Below are 23,996 nucleotides of genomic sequence, written 5' to 3' on the forward strand. Positions count from 1 at the left end.
ACACGATCGACGACTTTCGCCGACAGACCGTGTGAGGGGCGCGATCCTAGCGTGGAGGCATGATCCAAACTCTCCTGGCGCTGGCCGTCGTGGCTCCGTCCCTTCCGGCCCAGGCGCCGCAGACCCTCCAGTGGCAGCCGTGTCCGGGGGCGGGGACGTCCGAGATGGTGTGCGCGGACCTTCCTGTCGCCCTATCGAAGCAGAGCAATAGGAAGATCACCCTGAAAGTGGCCCGCCTCCCGGCCACCGGCACCAAGCGTGGGTCAGTACTGATCAACTTCGGCGGTCCGCAGGGTGACCAGATCGCGATCATGCGCTCCCGACCGGAGATCTTCACCAAGCTCCGCGAGTCGATGGACATCGTCACCTGGGACCCGCGCGGCTACCCCGGGCTCAGCACCCCGGTGCTCCAGTGTGACTGGAGCGTGCTGCGTACCCCGCCGTTCCCTGATGACCAGACCGGGTTCGAGCGTCTGATGGCGGAGAACCGCGCCAGGGCCACCAAGTGCCGGGACACCGCCCCCGAGCTGTTCGACCACATGGACTCCGCCAGTGACGCCCGCGACGCCGAAGCCATCCGAGTGGCGCTCGGCGAGGACCGGATGAACTTCATCGGCACCTCCTACGGAGGCACGATCGCGCAGGCGTACGCCAGGCTGTTCCCGAGCAAGGTACGCACGCTGTACGTCGACGGCACCGGCGATCACAGCGCCCGTGACTGGGATCGGGAGCTCGACGCCATCGCCCGCGACAACGAGCGCCTCATGAAGCGGTTCCTCGACTGGGCGGAGCCCGGCATGGAGGGCCGCTGGCAGGCGCTGGTCGCCAAGGCGGACAAGGAGCCGATCCCCGCTCCCCAGGTGAACGCCCTCTATGACGGGACACAGTTGCAGGCCCTCATGTTCCAGAAGGTCAAGAGGGGCCCCGACCAGTGGGACGCGGTCGCGGCGGCCATCAAGGCCGCCGAGGGCGGTGACGCCTCCGCGTTCGCCGCTTCGAGCCGCTACCCGTACCCCGGATTGCAGGGCGGCGGTGTCAAGGAATGTCTCGACTTCCCGAGACCCGCCACCCAGGCGCAGCTGGCGAGCACGGTCAAGCGGCTGCGCAAGATCGCCCCCAACACCGGCGCCGCGTTCCCGCTGGCGTGGCACGCGCCGATCACCTGCGCCGGCTGGCCGGCCGCGGTCGCCAACCCGCCGAAGCCGATGCCCAAGAAGCTGCCGCCGGTGCTGGGAGCGGGCACCTGGCTGGACTTCGCGGCCACGAAACGGGTGGTGGACCAGGTCCCCGGCAGCCGGATGATCACCTTCGACGGCCCCGGGCACAACCTCTTCGCGGCGATGGCCAACCCGTGCGTCATCGACCATGTCAGCCGGTACGTCATCACCCGCGAGCTGCCACCGCGCGGGGTGAAGTGCCCCTGACAACAGTCTGTAAAGTTCCGCCACATCCCTTTATGGTGTCGATCATCACTGATCCTCCGGAAAGGTAACGCATGCGGGTCGCCCACATCCTGTTCGCGGCGCTGACGGCGTCGGTCCTGCTCGCCCTCCCAGCCCACGCGGCCGACCGGCCCTCACGACTACCGACGGAGGTGTACGGCGGAGCCTGGCCGGCCGGCCACGTCCAGGGGATCGCGATCGACCAGAGGAAGGGGTACATGTACTTCTCCTTCACCAACCTCCTGGTCAAGACCGACCTCGCCGGCAAGCCGATCGGCTCCGTCACCGGCTTCACCGGCCACCTGGGCGACCTGGACTTCAACAGCCGCGACGGTCGCGTCTACGGCTCGCTGGAGTACAAGGCCGCCAAGTCGTTCTACATCGCCATCTTCGACGTGGACCGCATCACCAGCCTCGACATGAACGCCGAGACCTCCGACGTCGTGACCGCTGTTTACCTCAAGGACGTGGTGGACGACTACAGCGCTGACATGAACGGCGACGGCGTCTTCGACGGCGACACCGCTGCTACTCAGGATCATCGTTATGGGTGTAGCGGCATCGACGGCGTGGCCTTCGGGCCCGCGTTCGGCAAGCGGGGCGGCGTTGACAAGCTGACGGTCGCGTACGGCATCTATGCCAATGCTGACCGGCAGGACAACGACTATCAGGTCATCTTGCAGTACGACATCAGGCAGTGGCGCAAGTACGAGCGTCCGCTCACTCAGACCGCTCCGCACACGTCGGGGCCTGACAAGTCCGACGGCAAGTACTTTGTGCGGACCGGGAACACCACGTATGGGGTGCAGAACCTGGAGTATGACGGGTTCACTGGGAATTGGTTTATGGCTGCTTATAAGGGCATCAAGCCGACCTTCCCGAACTATTCGTTCTTCATGATCGACGGCTCCAAGCGTCCTGTTCAGGGGGCGATTGAGGGCCAGCCGCAGCCGGAGCAGGGGGCGACGCTGTCTCTTGTTCGGCGCGGTCTGCATGATGCCGCTACGGATGTGTGGGGGTGGGAGTTCGGGGGCCAGTACGGTCTGGTGTCGCTTGATGATGGGCGCTACTACGTCTCCCAGCAGGGGACGGTCGTGGAGGACGGGGTGACCAAGCAGACAGCCCGCGCCCAGCTCCACCGTTGGACGGGGCAGACTCCGGCGCCGTTCGAGCGGGTCCAGTAGTCGCGGGTCGGCCCTGTCGCCCTCCGACGTACAACCAGTCGTCTTTCGGCCACAGGGCCGCCTCGCCTCCTCAGCGGAGAAGGCCGAGCAGTAAGGCGTTCCACTGCGCGTTCGCCTGCCGGGCATTCCATCGGTCGCTTTCGTCGACGATCCGCTTGTCCGGCTCGTTTCGGGTGCGTCTGATAAATCGCTGGCCGCCCGCCTGGCACAGTTCGTAGAAGGGGCTGCTGCACTCGCAGGTCCACGCGACGACGCGCACGTCTCGGCCGTGGTCACGCGGCGCGTTCCACGTCAGTCGCTCGGCATGCGACTGCGCGGGAGACGGGTGCGGGCTGATGCAGTGGGGCGGAAACCACGCTTGATCAATAGTCCAGGACACTCCGGTGCACCTCATTTCACGCCCTCACGTTCTCGCCGCACCGGCGGACGTGCCGCTCTTGGTGGACATCTCCACCCACACCACCTGCCGTCGGTAGCCCCCATCGCGCACGCCCCAACCGACCGCGACCGCCTCTACCAGCCACAACCCCCGCCCGCCACACTCGCCGGCGTCGGCGTTACGTATCTCGGGAACGGTCACCGCCGCCCCTTCGTCGATCACCTCGATGTAGGCCGTCGCGGCATCCAGGGAGGTGACCTCCACAGTGACGAACCCGCCAGGCTCGCCGGATGCGGTGTGCGCCACGGCGTTGGTGACCAGCTCACTGACCACCAACTGGACATCGTTCACGTCCTCATGCCCGACGACCGCCAGCACCTCACCCACACACCGGCGAGCCACCGATACCGAACGCGTCACCCCTGGCAACACGATCTCGGCCAGGAACAGCCCACTCATGGGGCAACCTCCACGATTCGATCGGGCGCGTTCACGTCCCATAGGAAACTCCCGACCAACCTGCTGCGGAAGACCGCTCAGCGTGTGCACCCGGCCGTGTCAAGCCCCCTCCGGTCCCCTGCTACTCCCCGCAGGTCGCCGCCACGGTGACTATCTGCTGACCGCTGCACAACCGAGCGTTATCATGGCGCCAGGGCCCGGCCAGGTCTTCCAGGAGGCGCTGTGGACGTCGCACATCACCGCCTGACGCAGGCTCGGCAGCTGCGCGGCTGGTCACAAAGGGACCTCGCCGAGCAGGTGCTCGTCGCAGGCGGTCGCGAGCACGTGAATGTGGCGACCAGCAAGAAGACGGTCTCGCGCTGGGAGCACGGCCAAGTCCCCGACGTCGTCACACAGGAGCTCCTCGTCAAGGTGTTCAATCTCCCCGAAGGCGAACACCTGCTGGCTCCGTGGCCGCTGTGGCTACCTGCTCCCGACATTCCCGAGCTGTACTATCCCTGGACTCCCAGGGGTACGGTGGAAGTTCTAGCTGATTCGCTGAGGAGCGGACGTATGGACCGTCGCGGCTTCGTCATCTTGTCCGGCGTCACCTTGACCACGCTTCTCCACGACTGGCTGATCACCGAACCCGAGATCGTCCACGCCGCCACCGGGTCCGGCCGCCGCGTCGGCACCGCGATGATCAGCCGCATTGATGAACGCATCGCCGACCTGCAACGCGCCGATGACACTCTGGGCGGCGGCGACCTGATCGGTGAAGCTGAGGCCCACCTGTCGCTGGTCACCCGTTTGCTGAGCGAGAGCTCCTACACCCAGGCCCAAGGCATCCGCCTCTACGCCCAAGCAGCCGACTTGGCACGCATGGCCGGCTGGATGCGCTTCGACGCCGGCCAGCACGCCGCCGCGCAACGCTACTTCCACGCCGCCCTGCGCTCGGCACACACCAGCGGTGACCGTCTGCTGGGCGCGAACATCCTCGCCTTCGCCGCCATCCAGCAGTACTCCGTGGGCAACCCCCACGAGGCCGACAGCATGGTCCGCACAGCTCAAGCCGCGGTACGTGGACGCAGCACCCCAACCGTCGACGCGATGCTGCACGCCCGCCAAGCCAGAGCGCTGGCCAAGACGGGCGATGCCCGCCGCTGTCACCACGCTCTGAACCAGGCCGTTGACTGCCTGAACGAAGGCACCAGCGACGACGACCCACCCTGGGCATACTGGGTCAATCGGGCTGAAGTGGACATGCTGACGGGGTCCTGCATGCTCGACCTGGGCGACCCTGCCAGAGCACAGCAGAAATTCGCCGAAGCCGCCGCCGGATACGGCCCAGGCTACGTACGCGACCACTCTCTCTACCTCACCCGAATGGCCACGGCCCAACTGCAGCAGAAAGACCTCGACCGGGCCTGCGACTCCGCCGGACAGGCCCTGAGCTTGACGGAGCACATCAGCTCCACGCGCAGCACCGACCACATCCGCGACTTCGTTGAATTGCTGGCCCCTTACAGGACTGAGGCGGCAGCTCGCAACTTCTTGGACCGCGCCCACACCTTGCTCAGCGTTTGACCGCCCCCTGCGATTGAACAGTTACTAAAGGCAAGAAACTGTCCGACTGCGCAGCCGGACCCGTAGGAGAGATGCGCGCTCAGGGGAGCACGGTGATTAATATTGCCTACCTGGCCCCACGCGACTGCGGCTACGGCCGCGACCCGGACCTACACGCCTTCTGTCACGACCACGAGATCGGCTACATGCTGGCCGTCCCGGTCGACCTGCCCCTGCTCACCGTACAGGGCGGCAGCGAACCGGTCGGCCACCTGCTGGACCGGCTCCTGGCCCACGGCAACCCGGCCATGTGGGAACGCCGCTCCTGCGGCTCGGGCACGAAGGGCATTCGCCTGTATGACTGGGCCGCCGTCACCGCACACCTAGCCGACCAAGCCCCCGCGCCCGGCTTCGCCCACACCGTACTGATCCGCCGCAGCGTGACCAACCCCACCGACATCGAGTTCTTCTTCGCCCACCTGCACGAGGCTCTGCTGCGTCACCTCGTGCTGGTCATGGCCACCCTGGCGATCTGCGCATCGGCTGCGGCGCACGCCCGGCGCCGCACCGACACCCAGGCGCCACCAGCCCGCCGACCCGATCAGCCGCCACCCGCCGACCCGGGCATGATCCCTCTCACCATCCCCGAGATCAAGCACCTGTTCAACGCCGCGACACCGACGACACCCTCACTGCCACACACCGCCCACTGGTCAGCCTGGCGACGCCGCCACCAAGCCCGAGCCCGCTGGTTCCACAAACGCGCCCGCCTGGCGACCACATAAACCCAGCTCAGCTAATGAATGGGGAGGGTCGGGGACTGGCGCGGTTCCGCAGATGCGGTCCGTTTCCAATCCCCGCCCGTCAAACCGTGCATGCGGTTCTCCCGCACACGGCTTACCGACGTTCTTCACCGTCGGCGTTCGGCTTTGCCGCGCCAGTCCCGGAAGGGTCTGGGCGGGATGACGGTTCCGTCGAGGCCGATCAAGCCCAGGTGACTCGATGAGAGCAGCACCTGATTAATGCCCCATCGCCAGGCTCGGCGCCGGTTGCCTTTCTTCGACAACCAGAGCGCGAGCCGCATGAAGGCATAATTCCTGATCTGGCCGAGGACCCGGGCGGAGTTTCCGTAACGGAAATATCCGGCCCATCCTCGCAGGAACAGGTTGATGTCCCTAACGATGTCCTCGACCGGCGCCCAGAGCCATTTCCGGCCGGTGATCTCCCGGATCCGGTCGCGGGCTCGTTGGGTGGCCTTGCGTGAGGGCCAGCGAGCGAGAAAGGTCAGGTGCTTCGACTTCGGGGTCCGCCCGCGCACCAGCCGATGGTGGAAGCCGAGGAAGTCGAATCCCTCGCCGCCTTCGGCCAGATGGACGATACGGGTCTTGGCCGCTTTGGGCTCCAGCCCGAGACCAGCCAGCAGGGCAGTCAGCCGCGCGAGCGCGGCCTGCGCCTGTTCCCTCGTCGTGCACATCACCAACGCGTCGTCTGCGTAGCGCACCAGCGTGCCGTGCTCTGCTGCCGACCATGCCCGGTCCAGCCGGCGCAGGTAGACATTGCAAAGCAGCGGGGAGATCACCCCGCCCTGTGGCGCGCCACGTGTGCTGGGTCGCAGCGACCCGCCTTCCATCACCCCGGCGCGCAGCATCGCGCGCAGGAGGCTGAGAATGGCCCGGTCGCAGACGCGTTCCTCGATCGCTTGCATCAATCCGGCGTGTGGAATCGCCTCGAAACAGCTGGCGATATCGGTTTCCACCACCCAGCGGTGTCCCCGCCAGGACTCGTCGATGAGTACCTGCAAGGCATCGTGCGCGGACCGTTTGGGCCGGAACCCAAACGAGCAGTCCAGCATGCCGGCCTCAAAGATCGGCTCGAGCACGATCTTCACCGCCGCCTGCACGATCCGGTCACGGACCGAAGGAATCGATAACGGCCTCAGCTCACCGGAACCCGGTTTGGGAATGAACACCCTGCGAGTCGCCAGTGGCCGATACCGCCCCTCCTCCAACTCCCTGGCCAGCTCATCGAGAAGCCGAGCCACGCCGTACTCCTCGACATCCACCAAAGTGACGCGGTCGATGCCGGCTGCGCCGCGGTTGCGGCGCACCTCCTGCCACGCCTGTTCCAACACGTCCCTGCGGCAGACCTTGTCGAACAACGCATGGAACCGTCGATTCGGGTCAGCCTTGGCCGCCCGGTAAAGCGCGTGCTGCAAGGCACGGACTCTGTCCCCACAGACAGCCGCCAGGGTGGACCTAGCCGATACGGCACTCACCAGTCGCATCTCGCAATCTCGCGCGTGAACGAAGCAGCGGCCCTTCCCTCACCGCAGGTTGTGTTGTCCTGCGACTCGATCAGTACTACGACCGCCTCCGACTCCCTCCCGGCCGCCGTCCACTTCCCGGCTCCTCACCGGTTATAGAACGACGCTGTCCACGCCTATCCGCAGCACGCTTCGGCCGGGGAGGGCCTCCCCAGTTCCCGCCGCCACCTTCTGAACGTTCCGCGCCCTCTTACGCCGGAGAGTTCCTCGCGGCTGCTTCCAGGATCTTGACCGCTTCCATGGCCTTCGCCGTGAACCGCCCGGCTCGGCTCTCTCTTGGTGTCTAACGACGCGGCAGGCTTCGCTTCCGCTACGGACCGCTCAGTTGCTTCCCCTGATGGGCTTTCGACGCTGGGCTTCGACCGGGCCCGTTTCCAGACCAAGCCGCCAGCCTGCTACCGGGCTCCCTGGCGATTACCCGGACCGGACTCACACCGGCAGGCGACGACGAGCTTGTGATCAGGTCATGGCCGCTGGACGACCACCTCCTTGATCTCTGGGCGCACCGACTGCCGTACTAGTTAGCAATCTTCTGATTAGCCGATGGCCCGTGTTTCAACAATGCGTATCGTGCGAACTGCGGGAATGTCCAGCATCTCCAACAGCCGGGGTTTGGGATAGCCGTTCGTGAGTAAGCCATAGGCGCGCCCTTCCCGTGCAGCATCGCGCAATCGGTTGATATCTAGATCCAATTGCGCCAGGCCGATCCCATCCAGCCAAGAGAGTCGGGACACCCATCGGCGATACAGCTCGAGACTGGATTTCTGCTCACATTCGGCGCTACGATAAATCGCGCAAGGTCGCCAGAAGATGGGCTTCCTCATTCCCTCTTGCAGGCCAGACAGGAACAGAAATGAAGTATCGGTCTTTGTGTCTATGGAGCCTGCGAACGTCGTGCTCAGTTTCCACTCATCCAAAGGATTGGCTAACTCGATTATCGCGGTCGAGAAACTATTGTCCGGCAGATTTGTGAGCTCGCGGCGCGCTTGCATCTTCACGCTCTCATCCGCACCTCGCCCACCTCTAAACGACTGGAGCATACCCGTCATTTTCGTGTTCGGAGGCAGTGACTTGCCAAGGAATCTAAGAGCGTTCATGCTTACCGAGCCATGAAGGAATTCAGTCTTCGATCCGCCATATTCGTCACCCCAAAATTCAAGGCGCGTTGAGATTGGATCGATTGACGCGTCTGAGGCGAGTAGCCATTGCTCTGGATGTGCCACTTGAACAGCGCCGCCATACACCTCGCGAAAACGCTCGGGATCATCGGCGAGAAAATGAATGATCTCGACTAGGGAGATGACACTCGCCGCCATCAGGGCTATGAGGCGCACCATCCGCCGCGATGTCATGGCCAGCCTTTCCGTAAGGTTGGAAATTTGCAACAGGGATGGCTGGGGAGTATGGTCAGCCCACATTCCCCAGCCATCCCGCATCATCTGGTCAAGCGCGATACACCGTCCCGAACTTATCCCCTAGCTCCGTCGTCGTAGTTATAGGGCCACCCGGTACGAGCCCACCAGAATTTCCCGCTGAGCTCGTTGATCGAAATCACCTTGGGTCGACTGGTGCAGTCTGACGGTTTGGTGGCGCCAGTCTTGCACAGGGCGAGAACATTGAGCGTTCCTTTCACTGTGTGCTTGACACCGGTAAACCCGCCGCAGAACAAATTTCCGCAGGTGAGGGAGAACGGCTTAACAGGCTCTGGGAGGATCCGCCTGACGCTGGTTGGTGCGTCGTATGAGAGGGTGCCGGTTGTGTCGCTTTGGGCGATGCCCAACCCCGGAGGCCACGAGATCGAAGGAGGGTAGAGAGGTGACCTGAATGTCAAGCTCGTCTCGACCTTGAGCTGAAGATTGTCGAGGATCAGCTTGTCGACCTTGCTCTTGCCGAACGATCCTGATGGTTTGACCTCTGTGTATACGCTCCATTCCTTGACGACAAGAGGAACCCCGGGGTTCATATCTTCGTATTGCCATCTGAGGACTCCGCCGGCCTCAAACGAGAGTCCCTTCGTGAGGTAGTTCCAGCCGAAAATATCGGACCTGCAGGTCGTAGCGACGCAGACCCTGAGGGCACTCCATCCCTCCGGTCCGGTCGGTCCGGCACCTCCGGCGTTTGCACCTCCCGAGCCTTCACACACCTCATGTTCGCTGCCGTCCGGGTCAACGAACCCAGCACAGCGGTCATAGCCGTCCGTGGAATCCTGATACTTCGGCATCGGAGCCTGAATTTCGGTCATGTTGCCGCACCGGTCGAACACGTGAATCGAGATGGTCGACTCGATCGGCTCGACAACACCCCGCGTACTGGCCCCCGACTGTCGTGAACCCCCCTCTGGCGAGGTGTGCTTCCAAGTTCGCCTGACGGTGGCGACAACGTGAACGGATCCCCCCGCACCGGGCCGGACGACGACGTCGTTGAGCGTGACGCTGGATTCGCTGCGCGTCTCTCCGGCTCGCTCCATGCTGGCGGCGTACTGCACCAGGGCCGCATTCAGCAGCGACAACTTCGCCGTATTCGGATCTTGAGGCGCACCCCCCGGCGCGTCCCAAATCGTGGCGACCCGCCCCTCCAGCACGGCATCCTGCGTCTGGTAGTAGGCTTTTACCCGGTCAATATACGCCTGCGCCCCTGACTCTTCGACGGCGGCCTTCGGCTTCGGCTGCTCACCATCGAGGAATGGGATGCACGGGTTGGTCGCGTCCTTGACCGGTGGGGGCGGCACAGCCTTCGGCGTGACCGTCGCCGCCTCCCAATCGCTCTTCCCGAACGCGGTCTTTGCACGCACCTTCACTGTGTAAGCTCCGCCGTTCGTCAGCCCGGCGATCGTCGCGTATGGGTCTTTGACGTCGAGTGTCTTGACGACAGTGCCAGCGCTGTTGGTGACTTCGACGTCGTAGCCATCCAGCATCGCGACACTGCCATTGGATTCCGGCAGTCCCCAGCTGGCGACAGCGCTGGAGTCCCCAGCCTGCGTGCGGAGGTTGAGCACCTTGCTGGGTGGTCTCGCCGGTAGATAGGTGAGCGCCAGCGACGGCTGTTCAGCCGCTGCCGCCTCGCCGAGAGTGATGATCTCATTCTTGTTGGTGGTAAGTAGCAGCCACCGGAATGCGTCGTCAGCGATGTTTGCTTTCGGATCGCCGATCGGCAGCGAGAAGTTGCCGCTGGTGTCAGCGTCGCCCGGCAGATCCGAGCCCTTGCTGTCGCCAGTGACTGGGCTCTTCAATGGCGTCGCTGTAATGACGGTATCCGTCGGGCAGGCGCCTCCCGTGCAGGTGGCTGTGCCGAGCTTGAGGATACCTTCGGAGATGGCCGCCCCATCGGGCAGCTCGTCGAGCTTGAACCCGAGGACTGCCGCTGTTTTGTCGACGCCTGTGCCACCGATCCGCATGGCGATGTCGTCGGTCACCTTGCAGGGCGCTCCATTGCAAGCGGTCGGGTCAGTCTTGGCCGTCTTGATGACAAAGCTGTCTTTACCCACAGTGAGGTGCCGGACGTCCTCGACCGGATCGGGAGCAGGTGTGCCCGGGGTGGTGAAGCTGACCGGAGCGGTCTTGGAAGTGCAGACCTCGAGGGCCGGGCTGTCCGCTACGGCAGACGCAGCGGATCGGGAGGCTGCCGAGGGAGTAGCTCCGACGATCGGGGTATTCATGTCGGCCTGGAGTTCCGCGACGGTTTGTGCGCGGTTGTAGACGCGTACTTCGTCGATCACGCCCTTGAAGTACTCGCCGAACTCGGTGTTGCCGCCGATGTGGAAGGCGCCGCCGTCGTCGAGCAGAGAGCCTGTGGCGGGGCTTTGGCCTACCTGGCTACCGTTGAGGTACAGCCGGGCCATGCTGCCGTCGTAGGTGACGGCGAGGTGGCTCCAGGTGTTGACCGGCAGCGACCCACTTCCTGGGACCGATTCGAAATCGTCGTCTGTGGCCAGCAGACCCATGGGCGTGGAGCCGTTGGAGCCGTACAGGCCGTAGCCGAGATCGCCGATCGTCGCGTTGTCCTTGCCCATGATGGTGCGATAGCCATCGACGGCGCTGGGCTTGACCCAGGCCGACAGGGTCAGGGCATTGGTCATCTTCAGCGAGGGTGAGTGATTGATGGTGACCCAGCTGGAGGTGCCGTTGAAGGACAAGGCCTGGCCATACTTGCCGGCCACCCACGAAGTGCTGGTGGAGGTGCCGTTGTTGGTGCCGGTCTTGTCAGCGACGGCGGTTCCGGTGCCTGCGTCCATGCCGTAGGCCGCAACCAGGCCGCTCGGATTCGGATTCGGAGTCGGCGTGGGTGTTGGGGTCGGTGTCGGCGTTGGGTTGGGTGTTGGGCCAGGGCCGGGGTTGGACGAGCCAGGCCCCGTTGCGCAGGCGACCATCTGCCACTTGTACGTACGCCCCGGCTGCACGGTGTTCGCGGGCACCTGGAACGAGGCGCGTTCTCCGCCGTTGACCGTGCGAGTGCCGAGCGGTGCCGAACCGACCGGTGCCCCCGTGTTGTCATACAGGTAGTACTTGGCCAACACCGCGCCACCGGACGGCCGGTTGACCATCCCGGAAAGGATCGGCTGGGTCGGGTCGGCCATGCCGGTCTCGGTGTCGCTCGGCAGCATCGGCGCGTCCGAGGTGATCCGGTAGGCCGGGCTCTCGTTACACGAGGGCGGGACGACGCCGCTGCGGCACGCCTTGACCACGAACTTGAAGCTGGCCGGGTTGTCCAAGGTGAAGACCTTGTCCAGCACCTGGCCCGAAGGGATGTCGTTGTGCGTGGTGGTACCGGGCACACCTACCAGCGTCCGGACTTCATCCGCCGTCAGCACCCGCTGATAGACGTGGACGTCGTCCACCGATCCGTCGAGATTCTCGGCGAGGATCCGGCCACGGCCGATCTCGAACGGGCCGCGTGCGTTCCAGTCCAGGGAATAGGGCCGTTCGCCGGACAGTACCCCGTCCACGTACAGCCGGATCTTGTGCGCGGCCTGGTCGTACTGCGCCGCGACATGTGTCCACTCGCCGATTTTCGCCAGCCCGCTGGAGGGGACTCCTCGCTCATTGATCGTGGTCGGGTCATCCTTTGCGGTGGTCGTGAACCACCAGTGCTGGTCGACATCTGATAGCCCCGAAGTCACATAGTTCAATGCGAAAGCGGCTTGGTTGACTCCCATCTGCGAAAACACGGTCTGGTCGGTCGCGCTGCTGTTGAGCCGCACCCAGGCTGCCACGGTGAAGCTTTGGTCGGTGTTGAGGACCGGCTGGCTGGTGGCGGCCTTTCCGCCGTTGATGAGCTTCACGGCCTGGCCGAGCTGCCCAGTGACGCGGCTGTAGCTACCGCTCAGAGTTGCGTTCCGGCCGTTGCCGGAGGAGTCGGTGGCGGAGGCGCCGGAGGCCTCATCGAACTTCCAGTAGGCCGCCTCCTGGCCCGGCAGTTGAGCGGCCGGAGGCGTCATGGTGGAGTCGTTGACCGTGACGGTGTAGTTCAGGTTGGTGGCTTCGGGGACCTTGGAGCTGTAGGACACCTTGACGTTGGTGCTGCGTGCGATGGCGTCGTTGCCGCTCATGGAGTCGATTGATTCGGCGGCGACGGTGGGGATCTCCGGCGGGAGCACCCAGTCCACGCTTAGCTTGGGCACGTTCTGGTTGAACATCAACGGCCAGAACAGGAAGTCCTCGATGAAGTTCTTGGGGACAGGACTTTCCGAGGTCAGGCTCAGCATCAGGCCGTTGTTGGCGGCGCCCGAGGCCCACTGCTGGGTCATGCTGGTCAGGTCCCAGCTCCACACCGAGCCGGTCGTGCGCGGCAGAGCACAGGGGTCGATGGTGGACCGGCCTTCCGGCGTGGTGGTGGGCTGGTTACCCCAGAAGGTTTTGTCCGCCACCCACGGCGTGGTGATGCGTTGTGCGACGATCCCTTGAAAGGCGCTGCAGGTGGTGGCGTCCGAGCGCAGCATCAGCTGCATGGTGGATTTGACCACCTGGCGCCCGGTGATCGAGGCGGTGTCGAAGGCCATCAGTGCGCGGGTGATCCGATCGCTTCCGTCCACTTGCATTCGGCGGACGAACCCCGGTCCCGACTGGAGGCTGGGGGAACTGATCCCGACCTCCTGGCTCACCCCGAGCGTGGTCGTGGGGTCCACGGTGACGGGATACTGAGTGTCCGGGTCGGCCAGCCACGCGGTGTCCGGCTTGAGCACCAGTACGGTCGATTCGTCCTTACCCTCAACCGTCGTGTCGATCTTGGTCTGGCGACCGGGGTGCTCAGCGCTCGGCTTGTCGGTCGCCGCGTCCCACATGAGCGGCGTCGGCGCGGACGCCACCTGCTTGCCCTTGGCGGCAGTCAGCGAGAGGCCACCCGACTTGGTCGTCTTGAGGTCGAGTCCCCGGGCCTGCACCGGAATGCGGAACTCCACCGCTCCGGCCGGCCGTTCGCGTAACACGATGTCGTGCCGGAATCCGGTCGGCAGGGCGGTCACCACCAGGTCCGCCGACGGTCCGGCCGCTCCTACGTACGTGGCCACGTTGCCCTTGATCTGAGGGTGTGGCAACGCCGTCGGCCAGGACAGCCCGAACGAACGGTCCCTGCCCAGCTTCATGGTCGCGAAAGGTTGCGTGCCGCCGGTCGACAGGCGCACGCCGCCCTTCGCGCGCTTGGGACGCAGCACCCCGTTCTGCTCGACCAGAGATGTGTCGATCCACTGCCACGAGCCGTCACCCTGCTTGAGCTGGGCCGGGCCGGAGTACGACTCCGTCGCCAGATGGCGGTCCGGGTAGGCCCACGTACGCGACGTCTCCGTGAACGCCGCCTCCACAGGCACCGCCTCGTTGCGCCTTACGGCCTCCTCCACGGCCGCGCGTAGGGCCGCGTCCGGGTCCTCAGGGCGGGGGAACACGGTCTTCGTCGAGGCGGGAGCGCTCCCAGATGTTCCGTTCGGGCCCGGGTCGGCCATGGCCGAGGTCACTGTTCCCGCTACCAGCAGCGATGCTGCCACCGTGAGCACCGTCGCCAGAGCGATTTGCCGGGACGGTTTCCCGCCCAACCTCGTTGTACGTCGTAATTCGTTCACTAACACCCTCAATCAGGCGTGAGTTGACATGACACAAGATCAATATCCTCACCTGATCAAGCGGACAAGAGTGAGATAGATCACTCAAAATTCGAACACACTATCTGTAACATCTGGAGCCCACGAACGATTGGGGCGTCCGATAAGAGCAAGATCCAGCCCTGACGAGCGACAACGCCATCGGCCCCGACGCCTCTGGCACGCCAACAGGATGGTTTCGGCCTCGCACATAGAGCGTCTCCCGCAGGGCCTGATCTTTATATTCGCCTTACAGCATCATCGCCCAACCGCCGTCGCCGCCGCCGCCAGCTGACGACACCTCAGACTTACAGCACGAGATACCTGGCCCGAACCGATCAACAGAGTGCTGCACCCACCTGCCTACGCCTTTTTACGCGACAGCTAAGATCCGCGCATGTCCCGTTTCGAGGTGGCCACCTTGGTCCTCGCGCCACCCGCGGTCGTCTTTGATGCTTCCTTGTCGGTCGAGTTGCACGCCTCCTCCATGCGCGACTCACGCGAGCAAGCAGTCGCGGGGGTCACTTCCGGGCAGCTCTCCCTGGGCGATCAAGTCACCTGGCGAGCACGGCACTTCGGCTTCACCTGGCACCTGACCTCGACGATCAGCGCATATAACAGCCCCTCGTACTTCGTCGACGAACAAGTGAACGGCCCATTCCGGTATTGGCGCCACGCGCACACCTTCGAATCGACACACGACGGCGACAGCGGCATCGAGGCGACTCTGATGAAGGACATCGTCGACTTTGCCGCGCCCGCCGGCCCATTGGGCACCATCACGGACGCACTTGTCCTGCGCCGTTACATGACCAAGCTGATCCTGCTGCGCAACGCGCACATCAGGGAGGTGACCGAAACCGCCAGGCAGTGACAACCCCATTGTTGTCAGCGCCGGATCCGGGGTCGGGGAACCCAGGGACAGCCGTTGGCGCCGAGAATGATCTTGGGTGAAGTGCGACGTCCAGCTCCGCCGACGGATGGAGCCGGGCGGGTTCGGGCAGTTGGGGTTGCTTGTCCTTGAGCTTGCCGTTCTTCTTCGCCAGGGCCATGCCCTCGCGGGTACGCATGTGCCGGAGGTTGGCCTCGAACTCGGCGACCATGGCGAGGGTCTGCAGGAACAGCCGGCCGAACGGGTCGTTCCAGTCGTAGATGGCGGCGAGGCCGGCGCGGTTGCGGCGGGTGGTGCCGGAGAAGCCGCGGTCGATGTGGATGCGATCCTCGGGGACGCCGAGGGCCAGGAGCCGCTCGGTCTGGATGATGACGTCTTGTTCGTCGGTGGGGCAGCGGGCGTAGCCGACGCGGGTTCTGTTGACGTGCCCAAGTGTTCCGTAGAGCACCCCGTCCCCCTCACCGGAACAAACGCCTTGTCTCGGCTGGCGGGTGTTCCGGTGGGGGATCCCCTTACGGAACGGGCCCCATCCCCAAGGACAGCGCAAAGGTTTGCGAATCCTCCGTCCGGGCTGGGCTGGTCAGAGGTGTGCGCGGGCTGGGGCGGACCAGTGGGGGGCGTTCCAGCGGTCGGCGATGGCGGCGGCCCGGGCGAAGTGGGCGGCGGCCTCGTCGTCGCGGCCGAGCAGCAGCGCCAGCTCGCCGAGCGTGTGGGCGGCCGGGCGCACGGCCAGCGACAGGCTGGTGGCGCCGGCCGGAGGGCCGTCGCGATGAGGGAGCAGGGCCGCGTAGCACTCCTCAGCGGCGCCGGTGTCGTTCAGTGCGATGACGGCCATGGCGCGCAGGGTGGTCAGGAAGGTGAAGAAGAAGTCGGGCCGGATCGGGCTCGGTGACGTGCGGGCCCGGCGTGCCTCGTCGCTGCGGCCGGCGGCGTGGAGGGCGAGCGCGAGCAGGTCGGCGACCATCGGGCCGAGCGCCTCGTGGAGAGCGCGCACGTCGTCCAGGTGGTCGCCGAGCGTGCCGTCGTTCAGCCAGATCGTCGCCAGCGCGAGGCCGACGAAGCCGGCGTGCACCGTTCCGGCGCGCTCCATGCGTTCGGTGGCCTCGACGTAGAGGCGCTCGGCGTCGGCGAACCGGCCCTCGATGAGCACCAGGGTCGCCAGCGTGATCTCGACGGTGCCGATCGCCTCCGGCATCCGGTAGGCGCGGGCGAGGTCGAGCGCCTCCCCAGTCACGCGGCGCATCGTCTCCGGGTCGTTGGCCGCAGCGGCGTTCGCGGCCTGGCTGATCAGCCCGGTCACGCGGTAGACGGGCAGGTCGTGCTCGACGCCGATCTCCACCAGCTCGCGGGAGTAATCCTCCCGCTCGGGGTCGTTGGCGAGGACCAGGAGCGCCGCGGCCCGGAGGCGGGGATCGGTGGCGAGGTCGAGGGCTTCCCGCGCCGCTGTCATGACCGTCGGATCGTCCTCGCCCACCAGCTCGTTGGCGTACGTGATGAGGAGGCGGGAGCGCACGTCGGGGGCGAGATCGGTCCGCTTGAGCAGGCGGCTGAGGCGGCCGACGATGGGGCGGTCGACCGTGCCGTACGTACGGGTCTGCCAGGGGGTGGGCTCGGTCCAGGCGGTGAACGCGGCGATCATCAGGTCGTCGCGGCCGATCGACTCGGCGTACTCCACGGCCCGCTCGCGCGTGTCCCTGGCCGCGGCGACGGCCCCGGCCCTGATCTGCGCCCGGAGCAGCCTGCCGAGCAGGCCGACGCGCTCGTCCGGTTCGCTGGAGTTGGCGACCGCGTCGGTGAGGAGGGCAGCCGCCACGTCGTGGGCGTAGCGCGCCTCGGCCAGCTCGGCGGCACGCACGCAATAGCCGACGGCCTTCGGCGATCCCGCTCGCGCATAGTGATGGGCGAGCGCCGCGACGTCGCCCGTGCCCTCCAGGGCGGCGGCGATCCGGGCGTGCATCCTCGCGGCCCGCAACCGGCTGACGTCGGCGACCAGCGTGTCCCTGACCAGCGCGTGAACGAACCGGACGCGCCCCGGCCCCGGCTCGTCGAGCAACCCGGCGATGACGCCCGCGTCCAGCGCGTCCAGCACGCCGTCCCCGTCGGAGTCGGCGGCCCGCACGAGCACGTCCACCGAACTTTCCCGGCCGGCTACCGCCGCCAGCCGCAGGACGGACACGCCGCTCTCGGGGAGCCTTGCCAGCCGGCGCCGCAGCACGTCCCGTACGCCCTCGGGGACCTCGGACAGCGCGACCAGCGCACCCTCGCCGTTCAGCAGCCGCGCGCTCTCCCGCACGTAGAACGGGTTGCCGCCGGTGCGCTCGGCGATCCCCGCCACCGTCGCGTCGTCGGCCTCGCTTTCGGACCGTACGAGCTCGGCCACCGCCGCGCCGTCGAGCCCGGGCAGCGCGATCCGGAGCGGCGCGGTGCGGGCGAGCGCACCCAGCGTCTCGGTGAGGTGCTCGCTCTCGTCCGGGCGGTACGCCGCGACGACCAGGATCGGGGCCCGCACGCCGACGCCGCCGCCGAGCAGCCCCAGCGTGGTCGTGTCCGCCCAGTGCAGGTCGTCCAGCACGACGGCGACCGGCCGTTCCGTGGCGGCCGCCGCGAGCCAGCCCCACACGGCCCGGCGCAGCCGGAACCGCCCGGCGGCGGCGTCGCTGTCCACCGGCGTGGAGTCGGAGAGCAGCGGCGCCAGGTCTTCCGCGAACTCCCCCGGAGGAACGGTCGCGGCGACGGCCCGCAGCGCCTCGACCCACGCCCACGCGGGCGGCGCGCCGTCGATCTCCGGACAACGGCCGGCGGCGATGAGCCAGCCGTCGCGCTCCAACTGCGCGCCGAGGTGCTCCAAGAGCGTCGACTTGCCCAGCCCCGCTTCCCCAGTGACAAGAGCGACGCGCGCCCCATCGGCGGCAGCCTCGCCGGCGGCCGAGACCAGCGCGGCAAGCTCGCCCTCCCGCCCCACGAAAGAGGCAGCGCGATGCAGGGTCGCGTCGCGCGAGGCCGCGCGATGCAGGGTCGCGTCGCGCGAGGCCACGCGGTACGGAGACGCGTCGCGCGAGGCCACGCGGTACGGAGACGCGTCGCGCGAGGCCGCGCGGTACGGAGACGCGTCGTGCGAGGCCACGCGGTGCGGGGACGCGTCGTGCGGGCGCGCATCGTGCGAGGGCGTGGCGTGTGAGGGTTTGGTGGCCGGGGGTGGGGGGATGGCCGTGCGGAGGATGTCGATGCGCTGGGCGAGGATCGCCTCTTCCAGGGCGACCAGGTCGGGGCCGGGGTCGAGACCGAGTTCGTCGGCGAAGATGGCGCGGGCGCGGCGGAGCGTCGCCAGGGCCTCGGCCTGGCGGGCGCTGCTCCACAGCGCCAGGGCGTGAAGGCGCCAGCCCTCTTCGCGCAGGGGTTCGTCGCGGGTGAGGCGCTCGGCCTCGGGGACCACCGAGGCGGGGTCGCCCGTCCGCAGGGCCGCCGCGACATGGAGCTCGCGGGCGACCAGGCGCAGCTCGCTCAGGCGGGCGGTCTCGGCGGCGGCCCACGGCTCGTCGGCGACCTCGGCGAACGCGGGTCCCTGCCATAGGCCCAGTGCCTCGCCCAGCCGGGCGCGGGCGGCCTGAGGCTCGGTGAACGTGCGGGCCTCGTCGAGCAGGTCCTCGAAACGCCACGCGTCCACCGACTCAGGTGGCAGCCGCAGCGCGTAGCCGGGGGAGGCGCTCATCAGGAGGCGGGCCGGGGTTCGGGGCGGGCGGCCGGGCTCCAGCAGCCGGCGCAGGTTGGAGACGTACGCCTGCAGGGAGGCCAGCGCACGGGATGGCGGCTCGCCGCGCCAGAGGTCCTCAATCATCCGGTCGACCGACACGACCTGTCCGCGCGCCGCGACCAGGAGGGCCAGGACGCCGCGCTGCCGCGGCCCGCCCAGGGGGACGGACTCACCGTTGACCTCGGCGCCGAAAGAGCCCAAAACCCGGATCAAGACCATGACGCGGAACATCCTACGGGCGCGGGTGTTCCAAATCGGTTCCAAGTGCCTTCCAAACGCCCGGGAGCAGCCTAAACACGTCGAACCGATGAAGGGCAGGAACGAAATGAGCGTCAACACCCAGGACATGGAGATCGTCCACCGCGCCTTCCGTCGCGAGTCGCGGCTGCTGATAGAGCTCGTCGCGGCGGTCGCCCCGGGTGACACCGCTCGCGCCAAGGTGATCGCCGACCACTTCCGCGACTACCGGCTGGGACTGAAGAACCACCACGAGGGCGAGGACGAGCTGCTGTGGCCGCCGCTGCTGTCCCGGGTCGATCTGGAGGCCGACATCGTGCTGCGCATGGAGGCCCAGCACGAGCGCGTCGCGGCCACGCTGACCAGGCTGGACGCGGCGGTCCCCGCGTGGGAGGCCGCCGCCGGGGCGGACGAGCGCGACACGCTCGTGGCCGCCCTGGCCGACCACCGGGCCGTGCTTCTCGAGCACCTCGACGACGAGGAGGCCACTCTCCTTCCGCTCGCGGCCGAGCACATCACCGAAAAGGAATGGGCCTCCCTGGGCGACCACCTGGTGGCCAACACGCCCAAGTTCACCCTGCTCACCCTCTTCGGCCTCGTCCTGGAGGATGCGAACCCGGCCGAGCGCGCCACGCTCCTGTCCGCCCTTCCCGCCCCGGTACGCGGCATCTGGCACATCATCGGCCGCCCCAGCTACGCCCGCCACATCAGCCGCGTCCGCGCCGCCTGACCAGCCCCACACGACTCCCAAGCCCACCAAGCTCACCAAGACTCGCAAGGAGAAGAACCATGTCGCTGAAGAAGATCAACACCGTCCTGGCCGCCGCCGTCGTCCTGTTCACCCTCTACCTCGGGTTGTCCTTCGTCCTGCCCCTCGAGACGACCTTCCCGGGCCTGCCGAACTGGCCCTCTGACGACAGCGGCTTCTCTGTCGTGAAGGGCAGCCGCGAGATCGCGATGGGCCTGGCCATGGGCGCCCTGCTGGTGACGGGCCACCGCCGCCCATTGGGCTGGGTCCTGCTGATGGTGGCCGTCGCCCCGTTCGGCGACATGGTCAACGTCCTGGCCCACCACGGCTCCACTGCCGCCGCGTTCGGCATCCACGGCCTGACCTCGGCGCTGATCGCGGTCACGGGGTTGCTGATCCTCCGCGAGACCAGCAAGGCCCGCAAGGCCACTGCCCCAGCACCCACCGCGCAGCCCGCCTGACGTCTGCACGCCCCGGTATTCCTTCGCATTCTCTGAGAACTCGAAAAAGGAGACGACGATGACGATCAACGATTTGCGCGGTGTCCTCAAAGGGCGCGTGCTCCTGCCCGATGACGACGGCTTCGAACAGGCGGCCACCGCGTGGAATCTGACCGTCAGGCAGCCGGTGGCGGCCGTGGCGGAGGCAGCGGATGCCGATGACGTGGCGGCGCTCGTGCGTTACGCGCGGCGCACGGGTATGACGGTGACCGCGCAGCCGAGCGGGCATGGCGCCTCGGGTGATGTGGAAGGCCTGATCCTGTTGCGTACCGGCCTGCTGAACGAGGTGGAGGTACGCGCGGAGGAGCGCGTGGTCCGGGTGGGCGCGGGCGTGAAGTGGGGTCAGGTGCTGGCGGCGGCCGGGCCGCTGGGTCTGACCGGCCTGGCCGGCAGCGCGCCGGGGGTCAGCGTGACCGGCTACACCCTGGGCGGTGGGGTCGGCTGGTTCAGCCGCAAGTACGGCTTCGCCTCCGACAGCGTGCGGGCTGTCGAGATCGTGGACGCCGACGGCGAGCCGGGCCGGGTGACCGCCGAGTCCGATCCCGAGCTGTTCTGGGCGCTGCGCGGCGGTGGCGGGGACTTCGCGGTGGTGACCGCCCTCGAACTCGAGCTGTATCCCGCGCCGGTCCTGTACGGCGGGCGCGTGATCTGGCCGGAGCACCGGACCAGGGAGGTGTACGACGCGTTCCTGGAGATCACCGCCGAGGCGCCGCGTGAACTCAGTGTCTGGATCAACCGGCTCCAGCCACCCGGCGCGCCGCCGATGGTGACGCTGGATCTGGCCTACCTGGGTGAGGCGGCTCAGGGGGAGGACCTGCTGGTGCGCCTCGACAAGATCGAGGGCGCGATCTTCGACAGCCGCGGTGTCGTCCCGGTTGCCGACCTGGGTGGCATCGCCGCCGAGCCCACCGATCCGGTCCCGTCCATCGCTCGTGCGGAACTGCTCACCGGCCTGGACGCGGACGCGGTGGAGCTCCTGCTGGCCAAGCCGGTCGAACCGCTCATCAACCTGCAGATCAGGCACCTGGGCGGGGCGCTCGCCGAGCCGGGCGGCGGGGCCGGTGCGAGCGGCGCGGTGGCTGAGCCGTACCTGCTCGGCCTGGTGGGGCTCGGCCTGCCGCACGCGGCCGATGCGACGCGCGCCAAGCAGGCCGAGGTCGTGGCCGATCTGGAGGCCTACATCAGCGGACGCAAGCCGTACACCGTGCTGTCCCCCGGTGACACGGCGGCGCAGTCCTTCTCCGGCAGCGCGCTCGCGCGGCTGCGGGAGATCAAGCGGGCCCGTGACCCGCACAACGTGTTCCGCGCGAACTACCCGGTGCTCGGATAGATCGGTTCCGAGCAGGTCACGGCCCCTCCGCCCACCGGGGCGGCGGGGCCGAACCCGCGTGACAGATGTCATCAGAGCACGACATCCGCACATCGCGCGCCTCAGCTCACCGCCTGCTTCACGAGCGCGCCGATCGGGCGTGAACGTGAACGCCCCGGGGTTCCACGACAGATCGCGCTGAACGCCGAGAAGCTGATCACGCACCGGTTTCCGCTCACCGAGGTCGATCAGGCCATCGCGGCGATCCAGGACCGCCGCGAGCCGATCTGGCTGGCGGTGGTGATCCCGCGACACTGACCGGGCTGGGGTCAGACCTGCTCCCCGATGGTGCGGGTGATCCAGGAGCGATAGTGGGTCACGTCGGTCCAGATGCCGACCCCCGGGCCGCCGTTCGGGTTGGTGGAGCAGCCTGCTCCCCCACCACCCATGCGGCTGTCCACGTCGTCGCCGTCGCGTGAGGTGGCTCCGATCAGTTCCCATCGGCCGGCGATGCTGCGGATCTGCGGGCCTCCCGAGTCGCCGTGGCAGGCGCTGGCCGCGCGCCCGGCGCGGTCACCGGTGCACAGCTCGGTGCCATGGTTGAGACCCTCGCAACGGGCGTCGGGTACGCGGACGGTGTCGAGCTCCTGCAACTGCCGGGGACCGTTCCCGCATTCGGTCTCGTCCTCGCAGGTCATGCCCCAGCCGATGACGCGGGTCGGGTCGCCGACCCGGCCGGGGGCGTCGGCGATGCGGATGGGCTGGAGGTCTACGCGCTGGTCCAACTGGACCAGCAGGAGGTCGCCCTCGCGCTGCCCGCGCGTGTGGAGTCCGGCCCAGTCGGGATGGGTGATGACGCGCTTGACGCTGGTGAGGACTCCGCCCTTGTCGCGGTTGAGAGAGCCGATTCGTACCCGGGTCTCGCCGGGTTTCATCAGTCCCTTGCAGTGGGCGGCGGTGACGACCCAGTCCGCGGCGATGAGGGCGCCGCCGCAGTGGTGGCTGGGCTCTTCCCCCAGCCGGAAGGACACCATGAACGAGTAGGGAGCCGTCGCGTCCCTGCCGCCGATGATGGCGGTACGGTTCACGCTCGCAGCGGCCGTGGTGGTGGTGATCAGTGCGAGCGCGAAGGCCATGAGGGTGGCCAGCACCACTGATCGCCTGCCTGTTGCCTGGAACACATGTCTCCTAAGGGAGCGGCTGAGGAGACACCTTGAACGCTGCGAACTCAACGCGATAGCAACCGCACCCACGACGATCTGAGGGTGGAAAACGGCTGGTCAGAGGCACCAGCCGCACTTCCAAGGTACCCGCGTGCGCCGATGAAGTCGACGTCACGCCTTTTCGGCGACGAACAGGAAGTTCCGGGGGAAGCCCATGACGTCCCGGGGCAACGGGGGGTTCCACGGCCACCGGTCGTAGGAGGCGCCGTCCTCGCCGGGGGTCTTCAGCTCGGTGACCCGCCAGCCGCATCCGGACAGGAACTCCTCGGGCTCGTCGGTACCGAACAGCCACGGGCAGCCGTCCTCGATCAGCCTGCGCAGTCCCTCCCGTGAGAACTCGCTGATCATCGACTGGTGGCTGAGCAGATCGCCGGCGAGCACGCTTCCCGGGGCGGAGACCTCCGCGACCCGCCGCAGCAGCACCCGGGCGTCGGGCTCCGGGATATAGAACAGCAGCCCCTCGACCACCCACAGGGTCGGCGCCGACGGATCCCAGCCGGCCTCCCGCAGCGCCTCCGACCAGGCGCCGGTGAGGTCGGCGCCGACGGGCCGCCGGACGCAGCCGTGCCGGGCGCCGAGCTCGGCGAGCCTCTTGTCCTTGTCGTCCAGCAGGTCGGCCTGGTCGATCTCGTACAGCACGGTCTCCGGAGGCCATGGCAGCCGCACGGAGCGCGTGTCCAGGCCGGCGGCCAGCAGGACGACCTGCGTGAGGTCGGAGCGTACGGAGATCAGGTCGTCCAGGTAGCGGGTCCGGATGGCGATGAACTCGCCCACGCCCGGGTTGTCGTAGCGGGCGAACAGGATCGCGCCCTCCTCTCCGGCCAGCTCCTCGGCCAGGTCGTCGGTGAAGATCGCGTCATCGCGCCGCGACTCCTTCGCCCTGGCGGCCGCGGTCCAGCGGGCGGTGGCGGATACAGCGTGCATCGACATTCCTTTTC

16 protein-coding genes and 1 pseudogene are annotated in these 23,996 nt (G+C 67.2%); 8 read left to right on the plus strand and 9 right to left on the minus strand.

The window, feature by feature from the left end:
• Positions 1-59 precede the first annotated feature (59 nt).
• Together KME78_RS21985 and KME78_RS21990 are read left to right on the plus strand one after the other, a co-directional pair.
• Positions 60-1,424: an alpha/beta fold hydrolase gene (locus KME78_RS21985; RefSeq protein ID WP_219531003.1), complete on the plus strand. Its 1,365-nt coding sequence runs from the start codon at positions 60-62 to the stop codon at positions 1,422-1,424.
• Positions 1,425-1,495: 71 nt separating this feature from the next.
• On the plus strand, positions 1,496-2,626 hold the full coding sequence (locus KME78_RS21990) for a hypothetical protein (RefSeq protein WP_219531004.1): 1,131 nt from the start codon (positions 1,496-1,498) through the stop codon (positions 2,624-2,626).
• 70 nt (positions 2,627-2,696) lie between these two features.
• Here KME78_RS21990 and KME78_RS21995 read toward each other — a convergent pair whose 3' ends face one another.
• Both KME78_RS21995 and KME78_RS22000 read right to left on the minus strand, forming a co-directional pair.
• Entirely contained in the window at positions 2,697-2,885 is a 189-nt protein-coding gene (locus tag KME78_RS21995; RefSeq protein WP_219531005.1) for a hypothetical protein, read from the minus strand.
• A 144-nt stretch (positions 2,886-3,029) separates the two neighbouring features.
• Positions 3,030-3,464 (minus strand): ATP-binding protein, encoded by a 435-nt coding sequence (locus tag KME78_RS22000; protein WP_219531006.1) that lies wholly within the window; start codon positions 3,462-3,464, stop codon positions 3,030-3,032.
• Positions 3,465-3,686: 222 nt separating this feature from the next.
• Here KME78_RS22000 and KME78_RS22005 point away from each other — a divergent pair, with 222 nt between their 5' ends.
• Together KME78_RS22005 and KME78_RS68440 are read left to right on the plus strand one after the other, a co-directional pair.
• Entirely contained in the window at positions 3,687-5,030 is a 1,344-nt protein-coding gene (locus KME78_RS22005) for a helix-turn-helix domain-containing protein (RefSeq protein ID WP_219531007.1), read from the plus strand.
• Between the two features lie 122 nt (positions 5,031-5,152).
• Positions 5,153-5,488 (plus strand): annotated as a pseudogene (locus tag KME78_RS68440) (IS701 family transposase); the annotation flags it as partial.
• 431 nt (positions 5,489-5,919) lie between these two features.
• Here KME78_RS68440 and ltrA read toward each other — a convergent pair.
• The 3 genes from ltrA to KME78_RS22025 all read right to left on the minus strand — a co-directional run bounded on the left by ltrA (position 5,920) and on the right by KME78_RS22025 (position 14,305).
• On the minus strand, positions 5,920-7,224 hold the full coding sequence (ltrA, locus tag KME78_RS22015; protein WP_219531009.1) for a group II intron reverse transcriptase/maturase: 1,305 nt from the start codon (positions 7,222-7,224) through the stop codon (positions 5,920-5,922).
• 644 nt (positions 7,225-7,868) lie between these two features.
• Positions 7,869-8,771 carry a hypothetical protein gene (locus KME78_RS22020; RefSeq protein WP_219531010.1) on the minus strand — a complete coding sequence of 301 codons (903 nt, stop codon included), beginning with the start codon at positions 8,769-8,771 and terminating at the stop codon, positions 7,869-7,871.
• A gap of 29 nt (positions 8,772-8,800) precedes the next feature.
• Positions 8,801-14,305, minus strand: coding sequence for a LamG-like jellyroll fold domain-containing protein (locus KME78_RS22025; protein ID WP_219531011.1), 5,505 nt, complete (start codon positions 14,303-14,305; stop codon positions 8,801-8,803).
• Positions 14,306-14,795: 490 nt separating this feature from the next.
• Between KME78_RS22025 and KME78_RS22030 the strand changes: the two genes are divergently transcribed.
• Entirely contained in the window at positions 14,796-15,272 is a 477-nt protein-coding gene (locus KME78_RS22030; protein ID WP_219531012.1) for an SRPBCC family protein, read from the plus strand.
• On the opposite strand, the gene KME78_RS22035 is transcribed toward KME78_RS22030, so the two are convergent.
• A complete protein-coding gene (locus tag KME78_RS22035) occupies positions 15,241-15,738 on the minus strand; it encodes a recombinase family protein (protein ID WP_219531013.1) in 498 nt (165 codons plus the stop codon). The two genes, KME78_RS22030 and KME78_RS22035, sit on opposite strands and share 32 nt — an antisense overlap.
• A gap of 132 nt (positions 15,739-15,870) precedes the next feature.
• On the minus strand, positions 15,871-19,260 hold the full coding sequence (locus KME78_RS22040) for an ATP-binding protein (protein ID WP_246651569.1): 3,390 nt from the start codon (positions 19,258-19,260) through the stop codon (positions 15,871-15,873).
• 106 nt (positions 19,261-19,366) lie between these two features.
• On the opposite strand from KME78_RS22040, the gene KME78_RS22050 reads away from it, so the two are divergent.
• From KME78_RS22050 to KME78_RS22060, 3 genes are read left to right on the plus strand one after another with little or no spacing between them, the layout of a single operon-like run.
• Complete coding sequence (locus KME78_RS22050) at positions 19,367-20,008, plus strand: hemerythrin domain-containing protein (protein WP_219531014.1); 642 nt, start codon at positions 19,367-19,369, stop codon at positions 20,006-20,008.
• A gap of 59 nt (positions 20,009-20,067) precedes the next feature.
• The gene (locus KME78_RS22055; RefSeq protein ID WP_219531015.1) at positions 20,068-20,487 is read left to right on the plus strand and encodes a DUF4267 domain-containing protein; all 420 of its coding nucleotides are present in this window, start codon (positions 20,068-20,070) and stop codon (positions 20,485-20,487) included.
• Positions 20,488-20,545: 58 nt separating this feature from the next.
• Positions 20,546-21,856 (plus strand): FAD-binding oxidoreductase, encoded by a 1,311-nt coding sequence (locus KME78_RS22060; protein WP_219531016.1) that lies wholly within the window; start codon positions 20,546-20,548, stop codon positions 21,854-21,856.
• Positions 21,857-22,164: 308 nt separating this feature from the next.
• Here KME78_RS22060 and KME78_RS22065 read toward each other — a convergent pair whose 3' ends face one another.
• Together KME78_RS22065 and KME78_RS22070 are read right to left on the minus strand one after the other, a co-directional pair.
• Entirely contained in the window at positions 22,165-23,016 is an 852-nt protein-coding gene (locus tag KME78_RS22065) for a S1 family peptidase (RefSeq protein ID WP_219531017.1), read from the minus strand.
• A 153-nt stretch (positions 23,017-23,169) separates the two neighbouring features.
• Complete coding sequence (locus tag KME78_RS22070) at positions 23,170-23,982, minus strand: class I SAM-dependent methyltransferase (RefSeq protein ID WP_219531018.1); 813 nt, start codon at positions 23,980-23,982, stop codon at positions 23,170-23,172.
• Between the last annotated feature and the right edge of the window lie 14 nt (positions 23,983-23,996).

Source organism: Nonomuraea guangzhouensis (assembly GCF_019396345.1).
GTDB lineage: Bacteria > Actinomycetota > Actinomycetes > Streptosporangiales > Streptosporangiaceae > Nonomuraea > Nonomuraea guangzhouensis.

What these genes read in the sequence shown, in the direction of transcription:
- KME78_RS22060 (WP_219531016.1), top strand. Translation starts at nt 20,546, where the DNA reads ATGACGATCAACGATTTGCGCGGTGTCCTCAAAGGGCGCGTGCTCCTG.
- KME78_RS22020 (WP_219531010.1), bottom strand. Translation starts at nt 8,771, where the DNA reads ATGATGCGGGATGGCTGGGGAATGTGGGCTGACCATACTCCCCAGCCA.
- KME78_RS22000 (WP_219531006.1), bottom strand. Translation starts at nt 3,464, where the DNA reads ATGAGTGGGCTGTTCCTGGCCGAGATCGTGTTGCCAGGGGTGACGCGT.
- KME78_RS22050 (WP_219531014.1), top strand. Translation starts at nt 19,367, where the DNA reads ATGAGCGTCAACACCCAGGACATGGAGATCGTCCACCGCGCCTTCCGT.
- KME78_RS22030 (WP_219531012.1), top strand. Translation starts at nt 14,796, where the DNA reads ATGTCCCGTTTCGAGGTGGCCACCTTGGTCCTCGCGCCACCCGCGGTC.
- KME78_RS22070 (WP_219531018.1), bottom strand. Translation starts at nt 23,982, where the DNA reads ATGCACGCTGTATCCGCCACCGCCCGCTGGACCGCGGCCGCCAGGGCG.
- KME78_RS22040 (WP_246651569.1), bottom strand. Translation starts at nt 19,260, where the DNA reads ATGGTCTTGATCCGGGTTTTGGGCTCTTTCGGCGCCGAGGTCAACGGT.
- KME78_RS21985 (WP_219531003.1), top strand. Translation starts at nt 60, where the DNA reads ATGATCCAAACTCTCCTGGCGCTGGCCGTCGTGGCTCCGTCCCTTCCG.
- KME78_RS21990 (WP_219531004.1), top strand. Translation starts at nt 1,496, where the DNA reads ATGCGGGTCGCCCACATCCTGTTCGCGGCGCTGACGGCGTCGGTCCTG.
- KME78_RS22055 (WP_219531015.1), top strand. Translation starts at nt 20,068, where the DNA reads ATGTCGCTGAAGAAGATCAACACCGTCCTGGCCGCCGCCGTCGTCCTG.